This window comes from Kiloniella laminariae, assembly GCF_027214005.1.
Classification (GTDB): domain Bacteria; phylum Pseudomonadota; class Alphaproteobacteria; order Kiloniellales; family Kiloniellaceae; genus Kiloniella; species Kiloniella laminariae_A.
In genome coordinates, this window is sequence record NZ_JAPWGY010000001.1 from 692055 (window position 1) to 714924 (window position 22870).

General features: G+C 54.0%; 28 protein-coding genes. 13 read left to right on the plus strand and 15 right to left on the minus strand.

Going from position 1 to position 22870, the window contains the following annotated elements; genetic code table 11:
• Positions 1 to 185 precede the first annotated feature (185 nt).
• The gene (locus O4H49_RS03120) at positions 186 to 860 is read left to right on the plus strand and encodes a hypothetical protein (protein ID WP_269421953.1); all 675 of its coding nucleotides are present in this window, start codon (positions 186 to 188) and stop codon (positions 858 to 860) included.
• Between the two features lie 78 nt (positions 861 to 938).
• Here the strand turns inward: O4H49_RS03120 and O4H49_RS03125 are convergent, their stop codons facing one another.
• Positions 939 to 1277 (minus strand): hypothetical protein, encoded by a 339-nt coding sequence (locus O4H49_RS03125; protein ID WP_269421954.1) that lies wholly within the window; start codon positions 1275 to 1277, stop codon positions 939 to 941.
• Between the two features lie 318 nt (positions 1278 to 1595).
• On the opposite strand from O4H49_RS03125, the gene O4H49_RS03130 reads away from it, so the two are divergent.
• The 8 genes from O4H49_RS03130 to O4H49_RS03165 all read left to right on the plus strand — a co-directional run bounded on the left by O4H49_RS03130 (position 1596) and on the right by O4H49_RS03165 (position 7928).
• Positions 1596 to 2276 carry a hypothetical protein gene (locus O4H49_RS03130; protein ID WP_269421955.1) on the plus strand — a complete coding sequence of 227 codons (681 nt, stop codon included), beginning with the start codon at positions 1596 to 1598 and terminating at the stop codon, positions 2274 to 2276.
• A 5-nt stretch (positions 2277 to 2281) separates the two neighbouring features.
• On the plus strand, positions 2282 to 2917 hold the full coding sequence (locus O4H49_RS03135) for a hypothetical protein (RefSeq protein ID WP_269421956.1): 636 nt from the start codon (positions 2282 to 2284) through the stop codon (positions 2915 to 2917).
• A 167-nt stretch (positions 2918 to 3084) separates the two neighbouring features.
• Complete coding sequence (locus O4H49_RS03140) at positions 3085 to 3753, plus strand: hypothetical protein (RefSeq protein ID WP_269421957.1); 669 nt, start codon at positions 3085 to 3087, stop codon at positions 3751 to 3753.
• Between the two features lie 44 nt (positions 3754 to 3797).
• Entirely contained in the window at positions 3798 to 4412 is a 615-nt protein-coding gene (locus O4H49_RS03145; RefSeq protein WP_269421958.1) for a hypothetical protein, read from the plus strand.
• A 237-nt stretch (positions 4413 to 4649) separates the two neighbouring features.
• Complete coding sequence (locus O4H49_RS03150) at positions 4650 to 5627, plus strand: NAD(P)-dependent oxidoreductase (RefSeq protein WP_269421959.1); 978 nt, start codon at positions 4650 to 4652, stop codon at positions 5625 to 5627.
• Between the two features lie 42 nt (positions 5628 to 5669).
• Positions 5670 to 6260 carry a hypothetical protein gene (locus O4H49_RS03155; RefSeq protein ID WP_269421960.1) on the plus strand — a complete coding sequence of 197 codons (591 nt, stop codon included), beginning with the start codon at positions 5670 to 5672 and terminating at the stop codon, positions 6258 to 6260.
• Between the two features lie 7 nt (positions 6261 to 6267).
• Positions 6268 to 7311, plus strand: coding sequence for an SEL1-like repeat protein (locus O4H49_RS03160; RefSeq protein ID WP_269421961.1), 1044 nt, complete (start codon positions 6268 to 6270; stop codon positions 7309 to 7311).
• An 86-nt stretch (positions 7312 to 7397) separates the two neighbouring features.
• Positions 7398 to 7928 carry a GrpB family protein gene (locus tag O4H49_RS03165; protein ID WP_269421962.1) on the plus strand — a complete coding sequence of 177 codons (531 nt, stop codon included), beginning with the start codon at positions 7398 to 7400 and terminating at the stop codon, positions 7926 to 7928.
• A 70-nt stretch (positions 7929 to 7998) separates the two neighbouring features.
• Here O4H49_RS03165 and O4H49_RS03170 read toward each other — a convergent pair whose 3' ends face one another.
• From O4H49_RS03170 to O4H49_RS03185, 4 genes are all read right to left on the minus strand, one after another.
• Positions 7999 to 8541 carry a histidine phosphatase family protein gene (locus tag O4H49_RS03170; protein WP_269421963.1) on the minus strand — a complete coding sequence of 181 codons (543 nt, stop codon included), beginning with the start codon at positions 8539 to 8541 and terminating at the stop codon, positions 7999 to 8001.
• A 181-nt stretch (positions 8542 to 8722) separates the two neighbouring features.
• Positions 8723 to 9508, minus strand: coding sequence for a hypothetical protein (locus tag O4H49_RS03175; protein WP_269421964.1), 786 nt, complete (start codon positions 9506 to 9508; stop codon positions 8723 to 8725).
• A gap of 211 nt (positions 9509 to 9719) precedes the next feature.
• Positions 9720 to 10547 carry a substrate-binding periplasmic protein gene (locus tag O4H49_RS03180; protein WP_269421965.1) on the minus strand — a complete coding sequence of 276 codons (828 nt, stop codon included), beginning with the start codon at positions 10545 to 10547 and terminating at the stop codon, positions 9720 to 9722.
• Between the two features lie 151 nt (positions 10548 to 10698).
• Positions 10699 to 11040, minus strand: coding sequence for a hypothetical protein (locus tag O4H49_RS03185; protein WP_269421966.1), 342 nt, complete (start codon positions 11038 to 11040; stop codon positions 10699 to 10701).
• Between the two features lie 281 nt (positions 11041 to 11321).
• Here O4H49_RS03185 and O4H49_RS03190 point away from each other — a divergent pair, with 281 nt between their 5' ends.
• The 3 genes from O4H49_RS03190 to O4H49_RS03200 are packed head-to-tail and all read left to right on the plus strand — an operon-like array spanning position 11322 to position 13119.
• Entirely contained in the window at positions 11322 to 12089 is a 768-nt protein-coding gene (locus O4H49_RS03190; RefSeq protein WP_269421967.1) for a substrate-binding periplasmic protein, read from the plus strand.
• Between the two features lie 36 nt (positions 12090 to 12125).
• Entirely contained in the window at positions 12126 to 12263 is a 138-nt protein-coding gene (locus tag O4H49_RS03195) for a hypothetical protein (protein WP_269421968.1), read from the plus strand.
• Entirely contained in the window at positions 12241 to 13119 is an 879-nt protein-coding gene (locus O4H49_RS03200) for a hypothetical protein (protein WP_269421969.1), read from the plus strand. Before O4H49_RS03195 ends, O4H49_RS03200 begins: the two co-directional genes overlap by 23 nt.
• A gap of 109 nt (positions 13120 to 13228) precedes the next feature.
• Here the strand turns inward: O4H49_RS03200 and O4H49_RS03205 are convergent, their stop codons facing one another.
• The 10 genes from O4H49_RS03205 to O4H49_RS03250 form a co-directional block, all read right to left on the minus strand.
• Positions 13229 to 14488: a hypothetical protein gene (locus O4H49_RS03205; RefSeq protein WP_269421970.1), complete on the minus strand. Its 1260-nt coding sequence runs from the start codon at positions 14486 to 14488 to the stop codon at positions 13229 to 13231.
• 141 nt (positions 14489 to 14629) lie between these two features.
• Entirely contained in the window at positions 14630 to 15148 is a 519-nt protein-coding gene (locus O4H49_RS03210) for a hypothetical protein (RefSeq protein ID WP_269421971.1), read from the minus strand.
• A 61-nt stretch (positions 15149 to 15209) separates the two neighbouring features.
• Entirely contained in the window at positions 15210 to 16112 is a 903-nt protein-coding gene (locus O4H49_RS03215; RefSeq protein WP_269421972.1) for a hypothetical protein, read from the minus strand.
• A 146-nt stretch (positions 16113 to 16258) separates the two neighbouring features.
• On the minus strand, positions 16259 to 16780 hold the full coding sequence (locus O4H49_RS03220) for a hypothetical protein (RefSeq protein WP_269421973.1): 522 nt from the start codon (positions 16778 to 16780) through the stop codon (positions 16259 to 16261).
• Position 16781: 1 nt separating this feature from the next.
• On the minus strand, positions 16782 to 17252 hold the full coding sequence (locus O4H49_RS03225; RefSeq protein WP_269421974.1) for a hypothetical protein: 471 nt from the start codon (positions 17250 to 17252) through the stop codon (positions 16782 to 16784).
• A 5-nt stretch (positions 17253 to 17257) separates the two neighbouring features.
• Complete coding sequence (locus tag O4H49_RS03230) at positions 17258 to 17797, minus strand: hypothetical protein (RefSeq protein WP_269421975.1); 540 nt, start codon at positions 17795 to 17797, stop codon at positions 17258 to 17260.
• Positions 17794 to 18354: a hypothetical protein gene (locus O4H49_RS03235; protein ID WP_269421976.1), complete on the minus strand. Its 561-nt coding sequence runs from the start codon at positions 18352 to 18354 to the stop codon at positions 17794 to 17796. The genes O4H49_RS03230 and O4H49_RS03235 overlap by 4 nt, the downstream gene beginning before the upstream one ends.
• A gap of 60 nt (positions 18355 to 18414) precedes the next feature.
• On the minus strand, positions 18415 to 19779 hold the full coding sequence (locus O4H49_RS03240) for a hypothetical protein (protein WP_269421977.1): 1365 nt from the start codon (positions 19777 to 19779) through the stop codon (positions 18415 to 18417).
• A gap of 55 nt (positions 19780 to 19834) precedes the next feature.
• Positions 19835 to 21097 carry a hypothetical protein gene (locus tag O4H49_RS03245; RefSeq protein WP_269421978.1) on the minus strand — a complete coding sequence of 421 codons (1263 nt, stop codon included), beginning with the start codon at positions 21095 to 21097 and terminating at the stop codon, positions 19835 to 19837.
• Between the two features lie 221 nt (positions 21098 to 21318).
• Positions 21319 to 22158, minus strand: coding sequence for an XRE family transcriptional regulator (locus O4H49_RS03250; RefSeq protein ID WP_269421979.1), 840 nt, complete (start codon positions 22156 to 22158; stop codon positions 21319 to 21321).
• A 489-nt stretch (positions 22159 to 22647) separates the two neighbouring features.
• On the opposite strand from O4H49_RS03250, the gene O4H49_RS03255 reads away from it, so the two are divergent.
• Positions 22648 to 22866: a hypothetical protein gene (locus O4H49_RS03255; protein WP_269421980.1), complete on the plus strand. Its 219-nt coding sequence runs from the start codon at positions 22648 to 22650 to the stop codon at positions 22864 to 22866.
• Positions 22867 to 22870: the final 4 nt, after the last annotated feature.

Sequence of the window (22870 nt, forward strand, 5' to 3'; positions counted from 1 at the left end):
AGCTGAAGATAAAGCTTAAGATACTGATACCGCGCTGAACCGTAGAGAGTTTTCGCTGCGCGTTACACGAGCTTTGTGCGGTTGCCGGGTGAAATCTGGCCCTCTTGCAAAAAAATGTTGCAAGAAAGTCCGTATGCGGGAAGGCTGGGTCTGATATTTTTTTTTCAGCTTTTGCGGGTGTCGTTGTGGCTTCTCTCTTCAAGATTTTCCTGCTGTTCTGTTCACGCGAATTCAGGGATTTCTATGCCGAGAAGCAGCGACAGGGGTTGATTGAACCCGAGGTGCGCAACAGTATTACCCGCGGCGTTCTTTTCTGGCTGTTGCTGGCTCTTTTTCCCCCGTTCCTTGCCGGTGGGCTTTTCTGGCTGAACTATGCGGACTTGAGCCGGGAAATTCCCGATTTCTCGCTGCTGAGCCCTGTTATAATTTGCTTTCTGGTGGCTTGCTTTACGCTGGCTCTTGCCCGGCGGAAAATCCGCCTTCAGGAAATCCTCGCCTTTGTCTACAGCGATGGTGTGCTGCTGGACGCCCAGTTGCTCTCTTCAGATCATAAAGATTATCACTACAGCTATGTTTATGAATATTGTATGGCCGGGGAGTGGTTCCGCAAGAAGATGACTTTTCGCAGGTTTTCTGCGCCGCGAGACGAAAAGGTCGGGGACTTTGTCACCTTTATCTGTGCAGAAAGCTGCCCGCGTTTTGCCTATTATTATGATGTGGTTGATTTCTGGCGCAACTGCCTGATCCGTGACAGGGAAATGCCGGGGAGACCTGCGAGCTGGCAGGTCGATCAGCGGGCCAAAGAGCTGGAAGAACCAAAAAAACCCTTCCTCTATCCGGGGCACTCACATCGCCAATAGCCGATGTGGAAGCCGCCGTGAAAGCCACTGTGAAAGCTGGGGGAGAAGCCGGGTGGAGAAGTTGGTCCGGGTTTTTGCTCAATTGATTTTTGGCGGTGGTGTCAGCGGGGTCAGTTTGGGAACAGTTGGCGTTTGGGCGATCTCTGTTCCGCTATTGGCAGAGGGGAGCGGGGCAGGACCAAGCGGCAGCGGAAAGCCTTTTTCTCTGGTCAGCGGCACGGGTAGCGTTGGTGAGGTGGTTTGTTTCCAGTTTTCCCTGACCTTTTCGCGCCATTTGATATCGGCGACCAGGCTTTGCAGCGTCATTTTCTGTTTGTTGTCCCCGAGCGGGTATTTGGGTTCCTGAGCAGGAGAAATCTGGGGGACTGTCAGGGCGGAACCGGACAGGGCAAGCAGCAACAGGAATTTTTTTACCAACGCGACCTCATACCAAGTAAAAAGAACAGGCGAGAAAACATCCCCGAAAATCTCTCGAAAATCTTTTGGGGAAGAATCTGTTGTAGAAATGTAACGGGTGCTTCCCGGCCCCGGTCAGCAACAGATTCCCGGCAAGCGGGAAGTGGTGGAAACACAGCCGGAAATGTAAACGCGCGCCTGTTTATCGATTGTTGTTGAACCTTTCAATCCCCATTTGTGGCAGGTAGATGAAATATAAGAGATTTTCTGTACCTGGAAAACTAAATCGCCTATAGAATAGCTGCCGTGCTTCTGTTTTTTCCTCTGATGCGGGTAATTATGTCCTTTGTCTTTCGGTTCTTTCTGCTGTTTTGTTCCCGTAATTTCAGGGATTTTTATATCGAGAACGAGCGGCAGGGGCTGATAGATTCCAGAGCGCGGCTCAATTATTTCCTGCTGTTTTTCTTCTGGTTTTGCGTGGTGGCACTGGCCCTGCTAACGGCAGTTTTATTCGTCAAAAGGGCATGGGAGCTTTATACGACCCCGTTCTTGCTTGACGAGTTGACAGAGGTATTTGCCCTGTTGCTGATTGCGGGTACGCTTTATTCACACGGGCGAAGAAAAATCCGGCAACTGGAAAAAAGCGCTTTTATCTACAGTGCAGGCGCGGTTGCTGTGTCGGTGCTGGTCGACAAGGTTTCCCATAAAGGCGGGAAAGATAATCACAGCTATCGTTATGAGGTCGAAGGCAAGCCATATTGGCTGGAATGTGATTATGCAGGGGAGCGTAACATCGGGGATAAAGCCCCGGTGATTTTTGTGCAAAACCTTCCCAAAACTGTCTGTCTCTATGATCCCTCGGCTTTCCGCCGCAACTGTCTGATCCGGGACAAACCTGAACCGGGGCAAGTTTCAGGCTGGGATCTCGACGGACATCTGGCCGAAGCCGAGAAGCCGCAACAATCGTTTGTTTCTCCGGGCCGCTTTAACCGCAACGATCCCCCGTGGAAGCAGGAATAAAGCCGATGCAAGTCTTGTTCAGGGTTTTCCTGCTGTTTTGCTCCAGAGATTTTATCCGCTTTTATGCAGAAAAACAGCGGCAGGGGATGATTGATCCCGAGGTGGCGAGGGGGTATTTTTTCCGGTTTCTCGGATGGTTGATGCTCTACCTTCTCCCGGTTATCTGTATTATTTATGCATATTGGCAACCCTACATGAAGGTAAGAACCCTTACGTTTGATCTGATTTTTGGCGGTTTTTTATTGGGTTGGTACTTACTTTTCGCGATATTAAGAAAGCGTCAGCTGGAAAGAATGGTTTTTGCCTATAGTGATGCACACTTGATAGAGGCCAGACTGTTTCGACAATTCATTTCCCGGCTCTTATTTCGGACGGATCATTATGAATACACCGTCGCAGGGAAAATCTTGAAGGCAAGCCATCGTTATCATCTGATCTTTGCCCGGAGAGAGAGGCAGATTGGTGATGTTGACCCTTTTGTCTATGCGCAGTCAGCCCCGGGTTTTGCCTACCTGTATGAGCCGAAAAAGTTCAAGAGCCGCTGCCTGATCAAGGATCAACTTGCACCAGGCAAAGCCCCGGACTGGGATCTGGACGGGCGGGCAGAACAGGCAGAAAAAAGCATGATCTATCCCCAGTGATGTTCTTCCTTGATCAACAGTCGGTACCAGCGGGGGGATATATTGCAAACATTCTTCTGATCCCTGTACCCACCGGGATTTTGGCTCTATAGTCCTGCCGTTCTGATCTGGATGTTTCTAGTTTTTTCTGGCTTTGCACCCTTTCCCCTTCCTGTCACGAGTGATCCATGGCCCCCTTGTTCGAGTTTTTTCTGTTTGTTGGCGCGCGAGATTTTCTGCCCCGGTACCGGGAGCTGAAACAGCAGGGGCGGGTGAATGAGGGGGCGCGGCGTTATTATCTGATCCGCTTTTATCTCTGTACCCTGCTGGCGTTCACAGTGGCTATGGGCATGTTCTGGGTTGCGGGGATCCTTCGTCTGACAGAGGGGGTGGAGGGAGCGGGCTTTTCCCTGAGCCTGCAGTTGATAGATGACACTGCCGGGGACCAGCCTTTGGGCGGGGCTCTGCCTCTGGTTATTGCGCTGGTGATCTCGCTCTATATCTGGTGGAGCCTGATCGAGATGGTCGGCAAGATGGCTCATGTCTACAGCCGGGGCCGGGTGGCAAAAACCACGGTGATGGGCACCAAGTCGAACATGGGGCGCGGTTTTAATGTGCTACACCGTTTTGAGCTGGGCGAGCGGGTGATCGAGACCTCCTTTACCCGCCAGATCGGCCAGAAGACCTATTGGGACTGGAAAAAAAGCAACAAGGTCGAGATCCTCTATGCCGAGGACAAGCCGGAAATGACGGTGGAATACGCCAGCGGTGATGAGACGGATGATCAAGCGGAACTGGACCGGATCTTTGTCCTGCGCTGTCTCGACAGCAGCCGGACAACAGCGCCCAGGGATTGAACTGAGACGAGAGGAAGACATCTCTTTGGGGAGAGAAAGAGATCATGTATCTGCTGACTGAATTTTATCTGATGTTCTGTTCGGGGAACTTCACCCGGCTTTACCGCGAACTGAGGTCGCAGGACAATCTTGATGAGACGGTAATGAAAGGCCATCTCGGCTGGTTTTTCTTCTGGCTTGTCGTGGTGTTGGGGCTTGTGGCTTATTTTTTTGTCTGGCTGCAGCCGCAACCTGATCCGAATTTGCAGAATCTCATGGAAACAGGCAGAGGTAATGATCTGGCAGCAGGGGGCATCCTGTTCATCGGTCTTTGCTTCGGGGTTATGAATATCCGGCGGCTGGAAAAACCGTTACTGGCCTGTAGTGATGGCCGGGTGATTGACGGTTACGTTCGGGAAAGGCGTTATGTTGAGCATAGAGATAGGGATAATACAACACACCGGTTCTATCAGCTTTTTTTTGCTTATATGGCCCAAGGTAAAAGCTATCGCCTGCAAGAGACATCGACAGATAGCGTCTATCCCCATCTGCGTGAAGGCGATCTGATTGACATCATCTATGCCCGGTGTGATCCCTCGATTGCCTATCTTTACAATGAAGAGCAGTTTCACAATCATTGCCTGCGTAAGGACAAACGTTTGATGACTTTTCGCGATTAATAATCGGCGAACGTCGGTGAGAGCGAGGCAAGTTCTCTTTGCCACAGCCTTAGCAAGGTAAGCCGCTGTAAACAATTTTCAGTATTTTTTACCCTATAGTCATTAATCATCGCAGGGGCACTGACCCAGATGATATTTTAAATCTAAACCACCTGTCCCTGGATCATCTTCTCAAACATCACAGGCAAGGGCGCTGATCCAAAGGGCTGATTTACCTGCTTGCCGTTGTAAAACACCTTGTTTTCTAAAGGGATATCTGCACACTCAATCAGGAAACATCTCTCATTCTTCTCGCCTTTAAGGAATAACTCCATGGCTGTTATCGCGTTTCTCGGCACCGGATTGATGGGCTCTGGCATGGCGGGCTGTCTGCTGCGCGCCGGGCACGAGGTCCGGGTCTATAACCGCACCGCGGCGAAGGTAGCGGCGCTGTCGCAACCCGGGGGCATACTTGAAGGCGCTGAAGTGGCGTCCAGCCCGGCTGAGGCGGTGCGCGGGGCCGAGGTGATCTTTTCCATGCTCGGGGATGACGAGGCCTCGCGGGCGATCTGGAGCGGGCCGCGCGGGGTGTTGGCCGGGAAATTCCAGCCCGGTGCGCTGGCGATTGAATGCTCGACCCTGTCACACGACTGGGTGCTGGAGCTGGCAGACCTGGCGGCAAAAGCAGGGCTGGATTATCTCGATTGTCCCGTGACCGGGCTGCCCATGGCGGCGGCCAGTGGCAATCTGGTCCTGTTTTTGGGCGGCAGCAAAGCCACGATTGACCGGGCGTTGCCGCTGCTTGAGGTGCTCTCGACCGATCAGATCCACTTTGGCGAGACCGGGTCGGGTACGGCCTATAAACTGATCGTCAACCTGATGGGCTCGATCCAGATTGCCGCCGCTGCAGAAGGGCTGGTCACGGCTGAACGCGCCGGGCTCGATCTTGATCTGGTGGCAATGGCGCTGGCCTCTGGCGGCTGTGGCAGCCCGCAGGTCGCGCGCAATGCCGCGTTGATGGTCCGCGGTGAACACGACAAGGATGTGCTGTTTTCAACCCGCTGGCGGCTGAAAGACACGGACTATGGCTTGCGCTTTGCCAGCAAGATGGGGCTGGAACAACCGCTGGGCGCGGGGGCGGCCCAGGCCTTCACGGCAGCCAAAGATGACGGCTACAGCGACCTTGCCGAAAGCAGCGTGATCGAAAGCCTGCGGAAGACGTTACCGAAGAAATAGGGGGGGGCGCATTTCGTCAGCAATCCGGGGGGATTATTCTTCATGAGCTATCTGTTCTATCTGCTGCTGCTGTTTTGTCCATGGAAGTTTGACCGCTATGTGTTTCAGTTACAGCGCGAAGACAAGCTGGATAATTCGGCAATGTTTCGACATTTTATTGCTTTTGTCGGAAAATTTACTGGCTTTGCTGCCGTTGTTTATTTGGGGTTGATGATGCTGGATGTAATATCAGCCCCCTGGAGAGAGCGAGAACTTTTTCGGGGCTGGGATCAACTTTGGGGCATTCCCGTTATTCTTCTGGCTTGCACCTTCGGCTTTTTCTCTCTGCGAAGTGTACTTCGACGCGCAGAGATCTATACCATGGGGCGGATCAGACCAGCGGTATTAACAGAAAAAGAATGGTGCAAGGAGAGCGAAGGCGGGGGATCTTTTAGCTTGACCTTCAGTTATCAGGTGGGGTTGCGTCATTACCAGTTGCATAAAAGTGAGGATCAAGTCTTGGGGGCTATGTTTCAAGTCGGCTACAACTTCAACATCATCCATTCCCGCAGCAACCCCGGCGTTGCCTTTCTATATAACCGTGATGATTTTGAACGCTATTGCATCCACAAAGACAAGGTCTTGCCGGAGTGAGGGTCAGATGAAAAAAGCGAGCGGTTTGTTTTTTCTTGTTGTAACGGTTTTTCTGACCGTAACGGTTCTTCCGGGTAAGCAGGTGATATCAGCGGATCTGGACAAGGTCGCCGAGGCGCTGGAAAAAAGCGATTATGCCACGGCACTCACCCTGCTGGAACCACTGGCGGCGGCGGGGGATGCCGTGGCCCAGTACAATCTGGGGGTGCTGTACCGGGAAGGCAAGGGTGTACCCCGGGATGGCGGCCAGGCTTTCAAATGGTTCGAGCAGGCGGCGGCGCAGGGGCATGTTCCTGCGTTGAATAATCTTGGCATGGCCTATAGTGAAGGATTTGGTGTGCCCCGGGATGCGAAAGCAGCCGTCCGTTACTTCACCATTGCTGCGGAAAAAGGCAGTGCTTCTGCCCAGGGCAATCTGGGTTCTGCCTATGAAAAAGGGCAAGGTGTCGCGGTGGACGAGGAAGCCGCATTCCATTGGTATAATCTGGCCGCGCAGCAAGGCGATGTGATCGGGCAATATAATCTGGGGGTCATGTATCTTGGCGGGACTGGGGTTGCCCGTGACCCGGCAACCGCGATCAGGTGGTTTGAACTTGCGGCCAGTCAGGGCTCTGCAGATGCCCGGTACAATCTGGGACTGATCTACCATAAAGGGCTTGGCGTTCCCGGTGATGTGCGTGAAGCCATCCGCTGGTATAAACTTGCGGCGGATCAGGGGCTTGCCTCGGCGCAGTACAACCTGGCTTTTGCCTATGCACTGGGCGAGGGTGTCCCCGTGGACGGGGTTCAGGTGGTCAAGTGGCTCAGGCTTGCCGCAGAACAGGGACACGCCAAGGCGCAGTTCTCGCTGGGCAAGCTGTATCTACAGGGGCAAGGCGTCCCGCAGGACTATTTGCGGGCGCATATGTGGTGGAGCTTTGCCGTTGCCGGCGGATTGAACGAAGTGTCGGAGGGGCTGGAAATGATTGAGCGGGAAATCTCTGCAGTCCAGCTGAACGAGGCCAAAAAGCTGGCGGACAACTGCCGGGGGAAAAACTACAAGGGGTGCTAGAGGGTTAAGTGGCTGGTGTTCTCGGGGGGAGATGGCAAATCAGACCATGTCATCAGCACAGAAACCAGTGCGGGAAGGAGGAAGCAATGTCGGGACCAGAGAAATCCATCGTCGTTGTTGATTATGATCCGAAATGGCCAGAGACTTTCTTTCACCTGAAGTTGCGGCTGGAAGCGTTGCTGGGCTGTACTGTGCAGGAGATTGTACATATCGGCAGCACGGCTATTCCCGGCCTTTGTGCCAAACCCAAGATTGATGTTGATGTCGTTCTGGGAGCAGAAAAACATATCCCGCAAGCGATCGACGTGATGAAAGCAGCGGGTTATAACTTCCATGGCAACAAATATAACGATGGCATGTGGGCTTTTACCACGGGGCGTGGTTCCCGGGGAGAGCGGGTCTATCTCTGTGCGCCGGAAAATGCGACCCATGACAAGCGCCTGCTTTTTCGAGACTATCTGCGCGCCCATCCGGAAGAGGCGAGGCGTTATGGCCTGCTCAAACGCAAGCTGGCTTCGGAAACCTTACACGACTGGGACTATTATACCGGAGGCAAGGGAGCCTTTGTGACAGAGATTATTCACCGGGCAATGGCAGAGAGGGTAAAACCCGCGTAAACATTCGGAAGTTTTACACCGGAGTAACCTGTTAGGGGTGGACAGCTGTTCTTCTTGTCCCTTGTCGGGTTTATGGCAATTCGTATCTGATCACTTCGGCGTTGTCGGGCATGCGGCCGATCATTTCCTGAAAGAACAGGCCGTGACCGACGATGGCCAGCGGGCGGGTCTTGCTTTCACGCAGAACCTGGTCAAAACGACGGACCCGCTGTTGAAACACCTCGAGCGGTTCATGCGCCACGCCATGCCGATTTTCCGGGCCGTCGTGCCACCAGCGATCGGGCAGGTGAGCAAAGTCGAGCTGGGGAAAGTCCTGTGCCAGGGCATCGCGATGCCGCCCGACATCGCAGGAATTGCACAGCATCTCGTGATGTCCGGCCTGTACGCCAATCGGAGCCTGCCCTTCAAAGATCCGCAAGGCGGTCTGGATCGCACGGGTCAGCGGCGAGGTGATGACCTGCCGGATGCCAAAGTCGCGCACGATCTCTTTTGCCCGGTCCGCCTGTGCCCGGCCCAGTTCGGTCAGCGGCGCATCATAGATCAGCGCATCAATGCCATCGCGGGCGACAGCATTAAATTCGGACTGGCCGTGACGGATAAGGTAGATCGGCATGGGACGTTGTTCTGCTTTCTGATTGGGCGCTGTAATAACTAGCGGGGTGACTTATCGCTTTTACAACGATCTGTTCGCTCGGAAAAGGGAAACAGGAAGATCTTTGATATAGCCTGATAATAATGATTTTCCTGTTTCCGTTCTGAAGGAGAGAGTGTCGCCAGCGTCTATCTATCGCGAGCTATCTTTGGCGAGCTATCTCCCTCTGGACTTGATTCATGATCCTATCTTCAAAATATTGCGGAGTTTGTAGAAATTTATCGAGGGATTTATCAAGATTAGTGATGCTCTTGTCCCATAGATCTTTTGCTTTATCATTTGTTCTGTCCCAGCCTTGCTCGATAGTGGTCTCAAAACCTTTGGCAAAGTTATCAATCTGTTGTTTGGTTTTCACGAAATCGATGATTGGGGTTTCATAGACATTACCATCTTTGTCAATTGCGAGATCATCAACGCCTGGGTGGGTTCCTTGATAAATTCTCCAATAGCCTTCATTCTCCGGCATCGTGTTTGCTGGATCAAAGCCGAGTACCCGAAGCCCCAGGCTGGTGACAGAGTTACTATTAATGCCCTCATGGTCATATTCAAATTTTTGTTTATCAATCTTGCCTTTGAGTTGAATTAGATCCCGCCAACCTTCTCGGGCTTTTGTTCCTGTCATTAGGACGCGGCTCCCCCTTTGCTCAGGTGTCTGTCCTTTCCGGCTATCTATTGATTCTTGAATTGGCATAACATCAATGACGAGGAACACATCTTTAAAACCCGGACTTGAGGGGTATTGGTCATGGGTTGCAGAATAGGCCCATTCCTTGCCATCTTCATCCCGATAGACGAAATAGGAATGCCCTTTCGGGAGATTAATGGAGTTAGTTAATTTTACCGGGCGGGTCTCTACCCGGAGTTCGGGTTCAAATTTGGGTTTTGAATTGCCGTAGAGTTTTTTTGCATGATCGACTGCCTGAACCATTTTGTTGTCCTTTTGTTCTTTGGAAAGAACAAGGATCAGGCGATAGACCCCGGGTTACAATTCATCACGTGATGGGATAAGTGCGGTGGCTTTCTATGACACAAAGTCGCGTGGCTGGCGGTTCAAATTTTCTGGCAGTCAGATCACTCGTCATCGACTTGATGGTTGTGGCACAAATATATTTTTGCGATCACTCACCCTCAAAGAAGGTCTAAAACGCTGCCCGGATCTTTTCGGCACTGCCGTTCTGTTCCAGCTTGTCGAGGGCGTTTTGCAGTTCTGTCAGCAAAGCCGGGTCTGTGTTTTTGTTGCAGGCGACCCAGAGACCGATTTCGCGGATGGCGAAAATCTCTTTGACCTGTTCATACTGCTCGCCCTTGAGGATCTGCTGGCCCGATATCCGTCCCGTGCCCCAGAGATCTATCCGGCCCGACAACAGCTTGCGGACGTTGGTTTCATCGTTGGCCGGGACGAGATCGAGTTTCGGGTGTCCGGATTTTTGCAGATGTTCGGTGAAACCCCAGCCGTCAACCAGACCGACATTGTAATCGAAGGTATCCTGAAGTCGGCTCAGCCTGATCTTGCTGTCTGCGCGGGCATAGAAAGACCAGGCATCACTTGCCAGAGGCCCGACCCAGAGAAAGAGATCCTCGCGTTCTTCGGTGCGCCAGGTTGAATAGATGCAGGTCTCTGGACGGTTCCGGGCCAGAAAATATCCCCGTTTCCAGGGCAGCAGGCGAATATCGAGCTTCAGGTCAATATCTTTTGCTGCAAGGCGCAGCAGTTCTGTGGCAACACCGGTAATCTCGCCTTCGGGCCCATACATGTTCAGCGGCGGATATTCCTCTGTCACCAGACTAAGCTCTGCTGCCCGGGCGGTGCTGAGCGCGAGCAGAACTGACAACAGCAGCGCCATAAAGAGGCCGACCCACGGAGTAAAGATCCGGCCAAAGGGGCGGGCCTTCTGATCTGCTGAAACACTGTACAGACAGTCGGGGAGGCTGAAAGTAGCTGTTGGGGACCTGGGGGAAGGGGGCATTGAAACTCGGATGTTGCCTGTTGTCCGGGACGGGGGAATCTTGCCTCATAGTTCCCTGTTTATGAGGCAAGTACAAGCAGAAGCTGCGGCGCCTGTCAGATGTATAATCCGGGGGGCTGGCGGACAGCAGAGGATATCGGATAAAACCCTGTCAGCGAAGTGAAAATCCGGGAGAGAAGCTTTCCTGATAAGGCCTGATAAAAGCCGCGAAGGGACTGGCGGGTTTCGTGGCGGATTGACGGGCGAGGAGCTCTTGGGCCCGGCGAATTTCACGGTCGGTTGTCAGCAGGTAGTTGCGGATTTTCTGACACAGCGGCTGGTCATCACAGCTCTGATAGGCGCCAATGTGTGCTTTGTCATAGCCGTAAAGCTCTACCTCTCCAGCCAGCAGCGTGTCGTCTTCCAGTCCGATCGCCACCCGGACGTCGAATTCCGCTGCGACCCGCCCGCCACAGGCATAGGGAAAGGTAAGTTCCAGCCAGAGCTGCTGCATTTTGTTCTCCGCTCAATTGTGGGGATAAGGCAAATCCCACTGTAGCGTTCTCACAGAGGCGGGACAAAGTATCTGTATCCATAATGGATACTTTTGGCGATGTTGAAGATGGATTAAATTAATATTAATTATTTGTTTTTAAAAGAAATGGTCTTCTCTTGTTGGCAGTGACTTTTGATATGATACCTGTTTCCGTGATAAAGACTAAGCCGTTCGGGGGTGTTTTCCGCGGTGTTTTCCGGGACGTTTTCTCTGTATGTCTGTGGTCCGGGTGTCTGGGGATGGCTGCTCTGGCGACGGAAGCTGTTGCCCAAAGCAATAACACGATCCGTTATTGTTATAATGACTGGCCCCCCTATACCATGCAAACCGAAGGCGGGTATGAGATCAACGGCTCACAAAAAGCCCGATCCGGAGGAATCTCGGTCGAGGTGATGACCGAGGCTTCACACAGGGCGGGCTATGAGGCTGTTTTTGTTGAACTGCCTTGGAAACGTTGCCTGCAGTCTGTTCGCAATGGCGAGCTGGATGCGGTTCTGGATGCTGCACCCAGAGATGATTTTTTACAGGGACCTGCCTATAACAGCATCTATACCAATACCTTCTGGGTGTCTGACGACAGCCCGATCCATTCGCCTGATCTTGCGGCGATTGTGGCGAGAAAACCGAAGGCATTGATCGGGCTGGTCGATGGTTATGTCTATCCGGAAAACCTCCTGGCGGAAATCGAAGCGGCGGATCTCGAGATTGACTATGCGGTTGATGACCCGGCCAATCTCCACAAGCTGTCCCAGGGGCGGGTGAACATTGTTGTCGCCGATTTTGTATCGACCTTCTATTACAACTCTGTCCATCACCTGTCTCTTCGGGCGCTGCAGCCGGCACATTCCTTTGATCCGCTGTTTCCCTCTTTCCATCCGGGGCGGGTCAAGATGCAACGACGGGTGAACTCTGCGCTGGAGGAAATGACCCGCGACGGCAGCCTTGATTCGATCTATCAGGAGGCTATCGGCATATCTTTTTCAGGCCTTGGTCAGGATAATCCCTAGGTGGTTTAGGGGTGGTTCCTGTACAACCAACCGGGGATGGCAGCCGGATTAATTCTGAACCTTTTTTCCCTTGCCTCCGACAAACGCTGTAACGGCAGCAACGCTGTTGCCGCGATGTCATCAATCTATCATGTGAACGACGGGGATTATCATGTTCAGGAAAACCGGGTCTGACAGTTCTGTCCAGGCGATCAAGACGCTGATTAAGAGCGAGATGGGGAGAATCGCTGGCGGTGCCATTCTAGCCATCACGGGAATTTTTTCGGGGGCGGTTACCACGCCTGCACTTGCCTGTGAGGAAACCCTTGTCGTTGCCTATCAGGGCAGCGATGCAGGGAAACTGACCATTGCAGTCAACGATGTTGTCCTGTTGCGGGACAATCCGGGCAGCTTTGCCAACTTTGTCGTGCCAAGCCTGCTTCTCGAAGGTGAAAACACCCTTCGGGTCCGGCTGGTGGCAGACGAGGCCGCAGCGGACACAGAGGGGCAACCAAGCGCAAAAGCCGAGGTTTTCAACGCCTGTCAGGGAACCTTTCCCGAAGCGCCCGGCCAGAACCCAGATGTGATCGGCGAGATCAGTCTGGATAAGGCGGGGGAGATGGTTATCCCCTTCAGGATCAGCGGTCTGCCTGCCTATGGCTATCTTTCAGCAGAACCAAGTGATGATGCGGGATTGCTCGAGGCGATTGCCCGGCTGCGCAAGGCCGCCAGTGACGGCGATATCGCGGAATATATGACCTATCTCACGCCTTTGAAAAATGATCTGGTGACGATTGAAGGCATGCCCGCCGATCTGCTTGAAGGAATGGCAAATGATCTGTTGGGCGGGGATTACAAAGTAAGCGACCCGGGCGAATTGAGCCTGCACCCCGTTATCGGCGGACGGGCCTATCAGGTTGCCACTGCCGGGGGCGATGGCCCGTTGATCTTTGAACCCAAAGATCCGGGGAACCAGGATCTGCTCGACAAACTGGCCCAGGCCGGGATCTGGATCAAAACCGATGCGGGCTGGAAAATCCTGCGCCATTAGCGGCGATGGAAACCTGCCGTTCATACACCTTGCAGGACCAGCCTGATCCTGCGGGGTGTTGTCTGTCGGTGGTCTGGATTACGGTGTTTCCTTGTTTTGGGGCGCAGCGCTATTCAAAACGCAGCACCCCGGCGCTCTGTTCCTGTCTGTGTCGTCTGCCGGAAACCCAAAGCTGCGCCAGCCAGCCGAACAGTGCGCCAATCGGCAGGATCAGCAACAGCCAGTAGTTCAGCGTGAAGAAGAAGCTCAAATATTTATCCAGCGCACTTTGCAGGATAATGCTGTAAAAGATGCGGGTTTCCGCTTCGAATTCCGGGACATAATTGATCGTGAGTGTCAGGCTGTTGAGAGCGGGAAACGTCCCATAGAGCAAAGTGGCAACCAAGGTCGTCAGGATACCGCCGATAATGGCTGCTTGTGGTTGCTGATAACGGTCCTGCAGGAATGGCGGCAGGACCAGAAGGGCTGCAATCATGCCGCAAAGGGGAATGATTGGAACGCTTGTTGGATTCATAAAATTAAAACCAAGAATCTGTAGCAGACACAAGCCAGCTAAAAACAGGACAAACAACAGTATCTGCAGGAGAGACATCAGCCGATGGTAGCTGTGGTGACCCTTGTCAGAGCTGTTTTTGCGAATGGCGGTAAACCAGAGCAGGCCTGCGACAGGGAGAAGGGTCAGTATAATCATAAAAGGATAGTCTCCGGTGTCAAAATCCTTGATCCGGTAGAGCTCAGACTGGTTGGTGAGAAAATATATCAGCGGGAGCAGGAATAACCCGGCAAAAGCCCCGCAAAGGCCACTTGTCAAGATCGTTTCGTTATAGATATTGATCTTTGCAGGAATCGGTTGAGTGGCTGTTTCCTTGATCTTCCAGAGCGAAATGGTGTGTTTCAGACGGTAGATAAGGGCATAACAGGGCAAGACCAACAGCCAGAAGAGCGTACCTGCAGCAAGCGAAATGCCAGTAAGAACCATAAGATACCAGAGAGCCAGATTTATCTCTGATTGAAAACTTGAGAAATCTTGGTCAGAACTTCTCATGCCGGGTAGCCAGAGAGAGGACTCAGCGATGGCGAAAGCCAGATAGGCAAGAAAGCCGAACAGGACGGCGGTTTTCAGACAACCCAGCAGCAGATAGAAGGCCCTGAATTTTTCCTGCGCGAAATAGGCCGGCAGGATCAGAAATCCGGCGATCAGTCCGCCCGGCAATCCGGCCATAAAGTGCAGGGAAAAATAATAGCCATCGGGGCGCTGCATATAGTTGGCCTGATCCTCAATATAGCTGGTCAGGATAACCGGCACGACGCAAAGCAACACGGTATAGGCCGCAACAATCAAACGTAGACGAAAGGTTGGGGTTGTCACGGGGGGGCTCCGGCTGATCAGTTGTTTGAGATATCAAAAACAGAAAGCTGGAAAAAGTCGAGGGATTTTATCGCTTTGATTGCGCAGGGGCGCAGCAGAGGGCTGGGTCAGCGGGGGTGGTTATTGATTTCGCGGGCCTGATCAGCTCCAGTATTGGCTGCGGGATCCGGTGCCGTAGACCAGCTTGTTGACCAGCCAGCCCAGAGGCGCGCCGAGGGGAGCAAAGAGCAGGGCGTAGAGAGCCGGGGGGACCAGATTTTCACCGAGGGTGGAGAGAAATGCCTCGTTCATGTAGCCGCTTTCGAAGTGGGGCAGCAGCACCAGCTGGATCAGCAGCAGCAGGAAGGCCGCCAGACCACAGGTCAGCACCCCGCCCCAGATTGCCCGGCCGGGTTTATAGGCGCGGGCCGAGGTGTAGGCAGGGAATACCAGAAATCCGGCAATAAAGCTGCCGGGAACAACCCAGAGATCATCCAGCGAGAAGACAGCGAAGAAGGCCGCAATATCCGGCTGGCTCTGTCCTGCTGTCTGGCCCGTAACAAAGGCATCGCGCACCGCAAGCGTCAGTAACGCGTGCAGGCCGCTGTAGAGCAGGTAGCCGATGATGACGCAGTAGAACGCCAGAACAAGTCGGAGAAGCAGGGTCGGTGTCGATTTCATTCTGCTACAGAAGCAAATTATCCCCGATAAGTCGAGAAGTCTTTAGGATAAAAGGTTTTTTTTATTCTGTTTTCGCCAGTTGGCTCCGGTGACGGCGATAGCGATAATAAACAAAGGGCAGACACAGCAGTCCGACGACAGGGCCGAGCGGCAGGGCAAGTTGCAGGACAAAGGGGATCGAGTAAAAACTTTCCCAACTCGGCAGGGTCTGTTTGATCCCGGCGTAAAACAGCGAATGCAGGGCCAGAGCCGTCGCAAACAACATGCCCGCAGCAAGCGTGCTCAGCAGCCCGCCAGCAAAAACCGCAAAGGGGCGAAAGTCATGCCGGGAATGAAAACGGGCAAGAATGCTGTAACCGGATAAAAAACAGCAGCAGGCAAAAAGCAGGAAATAACCGGGGCCGTCTGCAAACAGGGGGAAAAACAGCAGGGCGAGAACGGCGGCAAAAAGCCCGCAAGCGGTTTTGTCTTTACCGGCTGTCGTGATCAGAGCCTGGCTTTCCGGCAGGTGACGGCGCATAAACAGATAAAACAATCCTGCGGCCAGAGACCCCGGAATAGCCCAGGCAAGCACCAGGGAAAGACTGTAGATCGGCAGGGCAACAAGCCTGAACTGTTCGAAGTCTTCGGGGGATCTCAGCAGACGATATCCGGCAAAGAGGTACAGCACGGCTGCTGTGATCATGCCACCGCCAAACAGGGCTCGCGCCAGATTGTGCTGCGGGGTGTCAAGGAAACGGGGCAAGAGCCAGAACCCACAGAGGAAGAGGATGAGGAAGAGGGTGGGGATCAGGCCCGGGATCACGAGATGGTCTTGATCGAGCAAAGTATAAGGCACTTGCGGGTCTTTGCGGAAGATGCCGTAGACAAAACTTCCCCCCAGACGGTAAAGCAAAAAGCCGACCAGCGTGACATAGAGCGCTGAAAGCAGCGGCAGATACAGAGGGTGTCCCGGTTTTATCATGGTTTAATGGCTCCGATGTGGGGGCAAGTGATCCTGCCCTTGCAAAAGGGTTTTATCGGAAGGCGAAGTGTTTTTAGTCTCACCGTATTGTTTATGCATTGTTTTTGCGGGATTTATTTTTGGCGGCTGATCTTTTTGTCCTCTCCCTAGAGGTTGTCCCACATTTTCATGAAACTTCGTGGCAGTTGCAACAGTACTTGCAGGACAAGCCCGACAAAGGCCCCGAGGATCAGAAAGGGGATGAGTTCAAGTAACGAGACGAACAGAAGGGGGCCGATCATTTCCGTCATGTCGTGGCCTGTGTCCAGAGGTATATATTGATCCGGGACACTGTTGGAGTTGAACAGGGCAGGTCCAAACTGCAACCAGAGACGGGTAAAGCTGTTAAGCAGCGAGGCGCAGGCCGCGATCAGACCGCCGTAAAGAAAGGCCCGACCCGGGCGAAAGTCCTCTTGCGCCTGGCTCCGGGGGAAAAAACAGCTCCCGGCGAGAAAAAATATCAGCAGGAACTGGACATCCTGCACAAGAAAACCATCAAAAAGTTCTTTGCGCCCGAAACTGGACATGACGAGGGGGAAGCTGAAGTAGTAATCAGTCAGCCGAAACAGTGCGTAGGCGGGGAGGGTGAAAACAAGCCCGAGAACCAGGGGCCGGATCAGTCCGTACATATCAGCTCCCTTGCCGTTTGCGCAGCAACAGCCAGTCGAGCAGAACGGCTGTCAGACCGCCAATCAGGGCGAGACCGCTGGACCCGATCAGGATGATGCCGAAAACCGTGCCGTGGGCCTCGGTGAAATCCTGACCAGAATGGAGCAGCGTGATCGACAGCAGCAGGATCACGATCCCGGCGGTACAGAAGGTGGTGAGCAGGCCACCGAGAAAAGCCCGCCCCGGTCGCCAGCGATCAAGCGAGAAAAACCGCGGCAGGACCAGCCACCCCGCCAGCCCGGCAGAAAGCGCCAGGGGCAGCGGTTCAAAAAATCCGGCAAAGGGCAGGCTGCTGGCCCCGGCAAGCAGGCCAGCGCAGATTGCGCAGGTGAGTTTCTCATTGGCAGAAAGCGCCCGCGGTGGCACCCCCCAATTGCCAATCGGCGGCAGGGGGGCAGGTTTTTCAAAGGTTTTGGGAGATCGGGATGTCATGAGGATCACTCAAACACATTGCTGTCGACAGGCGCGTTCTCTTCCCGTTGGCGGCTCAGGCGACGGTTGAGATAGATCGCCACAGCCCCGATGACGGGGGAGAAAAAAACAGAGATCACGAAAGAGGTATAGATAAACCAGAAGGCGAGGCCTTCTGCTTCCCATTTTCCGACCCAACTCACTTCTCCCGCTGCTGCTTCAAGGAAGACGACGATGAGAAGTCCATTGAGAAATGCTGCTGCGGGGCCAGCGGCGACGGTAATGAGAAACCCGCCGATAAAAGGGACGAAGACCCGGCTGTTATCACGAAAGAAAAAGAACGGTAACAGCAGATAGGCAAGCAGAAAACCGACGAGCATCAGGATGGGGATTATCACGTAATGGGAAACATAAGGTTCGGTTGGGGAACTGGTGTTGAGGACTAGTAACAGGAAGCTCAGAATAGAGAGTGCCGGAAAGACAATCCCGGCCATGACGAGGCCGCAGGTCATTCTCTCGCGCTGGGTCGGCGGGATGCGATCTGAGAGGGAGGAGTTACGGGTCATTTGCGGTCTCTGCTATTGCGGCGGCGGGTCAGGACAAAGTTGAGCAGGAGAGAGAGGAAGGCGACGAGAGGGCTGGGAATAACCGCGATCCAGAAACCGACAATCATGGAAAAGATGAATGTTGCCTCGCCCATATACCCGGGGTCGCTGTCTTCATGGAAGATCAGGTAAGAGAGCAGCCCAGCCAGCACGCCTGTGGTCAGAGTGGTTATAAAGCCCCCGATTAGCGGGAGAAGGATGCGCCATTTATGCCAGAAGAAAAAGGCGGGTAACAGGACTGATCCAATGACGAAGGCAACAAGCGGCCACACCAGCCACGGGGCGATGTCTTCGACCAACACTGAAAGTATCTCGTTATAACCGGATGAACCGTAGATCTCCGAGCCGTATTGGTCGGCAATAAGCAGGACAAAAACCCCCGCCAAGATGAAGCCACAGATCGCCCGTTCACACCAGGTTGGCTGGATGCGGGACCCCTTCGGACGCGGCATCTGTCCTGCAGATGTTTCGGGCCTTTCTGGCGGGATGCGATCTGTGGGGGAGGATTTACGGGTCATGCTGTCTGCTGTCTCGTCTGGTTGTTTGGTCTGGTTATTATTTAAGCGGGCCGGGGGCCCTTATTCAAAGGCTGTGGTGTCGAAGACCGGGTTTTTCTGTCGGCGGCGGAAGAGCAGCCAGTCAAGCAGAACGGCTGCCAGACCGCCGATCAGGGAAAAGGGCAGGGAGATCACCATGCCGATGAGCGCCATAGGGATGAGGAAAGCAAGGTCCTCCGGGGCAAATTTTTCGACCAGGGTGAAGAGCAAAAAAGCTGTTATTCCTGCAGAGGCAACGGTGGTCAGCGCGCCGCCAAAAAAGGCCCGAAAGTATTGCCAGCGGTTTCGCGAGAAAAATCGTGGAAGTATCAGGTACCCGGCGCTCATGCCCCCGACAATAAAGGGTAGGGACGGCAGGTCGCTTTTGATCAGCCATGCTGTAAACACGGCAATCGTTGCGGTGTAGACCCCGGCGAGCAGCTTTTCCCACAGGGCGATGCCTTGCAGATCCAGAGCCGGGCGGGAAAGAGGCGGGGGCGTCAGGAAGCTCAGGTCCTGACTTCCGGGGCCGGATACAAGATCAGATCCAGCAGAAGTGTTCTGTGTTTTCAGGCGTGCCTGTTGGGTATAGAGCAGGGCATGTGTCGCCCAGGCCGTTCCGGCGAGCAGCGGGACAAAGATATAAAACCAGCCGAACAACGTGAAAAAAGCCAGGCCCTGGATAATTTCACCAGCCAGGGATAGCTCTGCCAGTGTTCCCTGGCTGTAGTTCTGGGCAAAGGTGAGATAACCGCCGAGGACGAATTGGGCAAGAAGGATGGCAAGAGCCGCCCCGGTCATGGCAAGCAGAGGCCGATAGGGCGGGAAACCCTGCTGGTTTCGGGGCGCGTCGCTGTTCTTTTGAAAGGCCAACAGGGCAAAGAGCCTCCCCGCAAGGTTGGCGGGGAAGGCCCCCGGTGCAACAAAAGCAGGCAGGAAACAGAAGCCGGCGAGAAAACCGATAAAGGGGATTTCGGCAAGTATAGGCAAGAGATAGTAGAACTCTGTCACACTGCCCATGGCGACAAGGGAGAGCCCGAACAGAACAATCAGCAAAAGACAGAACAGGCTGACCAGCCAGCCAGGGGTCAGACCCTGCCCCCGGTAATGGCTGGGGGGCCGTGCCTCTTCCGCCTGCCCGCCAGTGGGAACCACAAAGTCATCAGCCGGAACCACAAAAAAAAACCGCCGCAGCCAGCGCAGCAGAAAAAAGCCGCCTGCCAGTGCCACAAGAGCCAGCAGATAGATCAGCAGGGTGAAATCCAGCCCGGCCTGGGGACTCTGGAGCCAGGTGTGGAGGTGGACGAGGTTGAGGTCAATCAGCGCGGCGAGAAGAGCCAGAATCGCGCCGGAAATGCCAAGGACCAGACGCAGGGGGAGCGTTGGTTTTACTATCACAGAAGCCATGCTGGATCAGGTGCCTTTGTCATGCAAGGGGGCGTAGAGATAAGAGGAATTACAGCTATAAATCGTGGTTACTTTGCGGCGCTGGCGGGGCGGTTGTAAAGCGGATTTGTCTGCGCCGGATATGATAGAGCAAGCCATCGAGCAGGAGGGCAGCAATACCACCAATCAAGGCAATTGGCAGGAAGAAGATCACTGCAAAGGCTGTCATATACATGACGACGAGAAAATCCCATGAAGCATGGATTGTTATGAGAAACCCGGCAATAATGCCAGCCAGCAAGATCGTCATGGCGCCTGCGAAAAAGGCGCGAAAAAACTGCCAACGGTCACGAGAAAAAAATCGCGGGAGGATCAGATAACCTGCGACAAGCCCTCCGATAAAGAAGGCAGGCTCTATGTGTCCGAATGGGAATGGAAACTGAAGCATTGTGATCACGGCAATCCCGCCGGAGAAGACGCTGGTAAGTAGTGTTTCCCAAAAGGGGACACTGTTAGCCTGCGGGCCCAGGGAGGGTCGTTTTTTTTGTTGGCGTACAAAGAGCAGGCAATGAATAGCCCAGGCAAATGGCCCGAGCAGCAGGGATAAAATACTGAGCCAGACAATACTTCGAGAGATTTCCCCGTGGAGAATATTCTCGCCGAAAAAGTTAAGCTCTCCCATCCTGCGGGCTTCGGCAATGCTGAAATAACCGACGTAGCACAGTTGGGTAAACAAGAGAGATCCCGGTACGCCTACCAGAACCAGAAGAGGCCGAAAGGAGGGAGACGCATCAGTAATATCTGTGCGGATCTGTTTGTCTGTCTTGGTTGTCCCTCTGTACAATAGACGGCACAATCGCCCGCCAGGATTGTGGCGCCGGGCATTGGGCTGGACAAAAGCAGGGAGGAAGCAGAAGCCAGCGACAAAGCCAATAAAGGGGATACTGCTACGGCCAGGCAAAAGATAGTATGGCTCGAGCATATCTATGCTTGCGAGGTAAGACAGGCCTGCGATGATGCTGAGCGTGATTCCCAGCGGGTAGAACAGATAGTAAAATCCCTTGGCAGGCGTCAGCCTGACCGGAACGGCTTTGCTCAAGGCGGAAAGGCAAGCGGTTGACTTGGACCAGTATAGTGGAAGCAAGCCAATGATCGGGCAGGCGAGAACGAGAAGATAAACCAAGAGAGCATGACTGTGCCCAGTTACACTGCCGGGCGGCCAGTGATCGGGGGGAGCCGTACTTAGTACGATCATCTGTGTAATCAACCCAAGAAATAATCCTGCGAGACCGAGGGTAAAGCGGAGGTCGAAAGACGGTTTTACTGTCTGGAGAGGCATATAGGAGGAGATGCTTTTGGTTGAGATGAGCCTGATTAGGGAATTGCAGCTATAAATCGTGGTTATTTTGCGGCGCTGGCGGGGCGGTTGTAAAGCGGATTTGTCTTTGGAACCGTTTCCGAAAGCCGATAAAACGGGAAGGTCCGGAAGGGGCGTGTCCCTTCCGGTTCTTTTTTGACCTTGTTTCTTTTGTCTACATCCTGCCGCCTATATCTTGCCGCCTACATTCTGCGGCCATACCAGATGACGCGGCCGATGATGTTGACCTCGTCGAAGGTGCGCTGGTATTCGGCGTGGTTGGCGTTGTCAGAGCTGATGCGCAGCAGGGGCGGGTCGGTGTTGGGGATGTGTTCGATGCGTTTGACCACCACGCCAAAACCGTCCCAGAGGGCAAAGATCCCCGGCGGGGTCGGGCGCTGGTCGTTGATGTCGATCATGACGCGATCACCGGAGACCAGGGTCGGGGTCATGGAATCGCCCTGGACCTCGATAATGCGGGCGGCGGTTGGCTGGACATGCAGTTCGGTGCGCAGGTATTCGCTGGGCAGGGACCAGTTGCCGCGGATGTCGTCGGCGATAGAGACATCGCCCTTGCCGTCGGGGTGGTAGGCGACCCCGGCCTCGCCGCCGCCGCCCATACCGCCGCGCACGTCAATTTCGGCAACGCTGTCGCTGCCTTTGGGCGGGCGCTGGCGCGTGCCTGAACCAGAAGAACCTGATCCAGAAGAACCCGAGCCAGAGGGGTGTTTTCTGTTCGGGTCTGTTTTTCTTGATCCAGCAGAGCTCCGGCCAGTTTCTTCCTCGTGGCTGTCCAGCTCATCATCCAGCTGGTCTCCCCTTGAGTCTCGGGCGGGCAGGTGGCGGCTGGCGCGGCTGGTATCCATCAGCTCTTTCGGGTCACAGGCCAGGGCGATGGACAGGCGCACCATCCAGAGATCGGTGAGGCGGCGGTCGCCCTTTTCCAGTTTCATGACCTGGGCCTTGGTGGTTCCGGCCTTGTCGGCGACCTGTTGCAGGGTCAGGCCCTTGGCCAGTCTGAGTTCTTTGATGCGGTTGTCCATCAGGAAATACCTGTGTCGGGGCTGGAGGAATGGGAAGTGTCCATAATGGACACAAATTAGTTTACAAAATGGATACTTTTATCTTGACTTCGGTTTCCATTGTGGATACCTATGATCTGCAGAGTCAAGAAAATAATTGAAGATCCCGTCTCTGGTAAAGTCCTCTTCGGCAAAGCCCTCTCAGGCAAAGCCGGCTTTGGTAAAGTTGGCCCTGTAACCGGACAGCCCTTTTCAAGGGGGCCGGGGAAGAGTGCTAGAAAGAGGGCCCTAAAGAGGCCGAAACCGGCGCAGGATTTGAGACGCAGAAGGGTTGTTTCCATCGGGTAGTTGCTCGGGGCTGTGTTTACAGGGTGTTTACTGTTCAAAAAAGGAACAAATCATGAATATGATTATCGTTTTTTATCTGTTTTGGCAAGTTTGGGCAAGGGGTTGTCGATAATGAAGCCAGCCCGGATCAGGCAGAGAGACAGAAAACAGGGATATCGGAAGGTGACGGGATTGTCTCTGGCACCAGTCACAACGGCCAAGGCCCGCCTGGCCCGGCGGAACGACTGGCAGGACTTTTATCGCCAGCAGCTGGCCCTCTGTGAAGAGCTGATCCACCTGCCCGAGGTCCTGCCGCCCCGGGAAATGCCCGCCCCGACCTTTATCCAGAGCCCCAAACCCGAACCAGAACCCAATCCTGAACCCGGTTTCAAAACCAGATGAACGT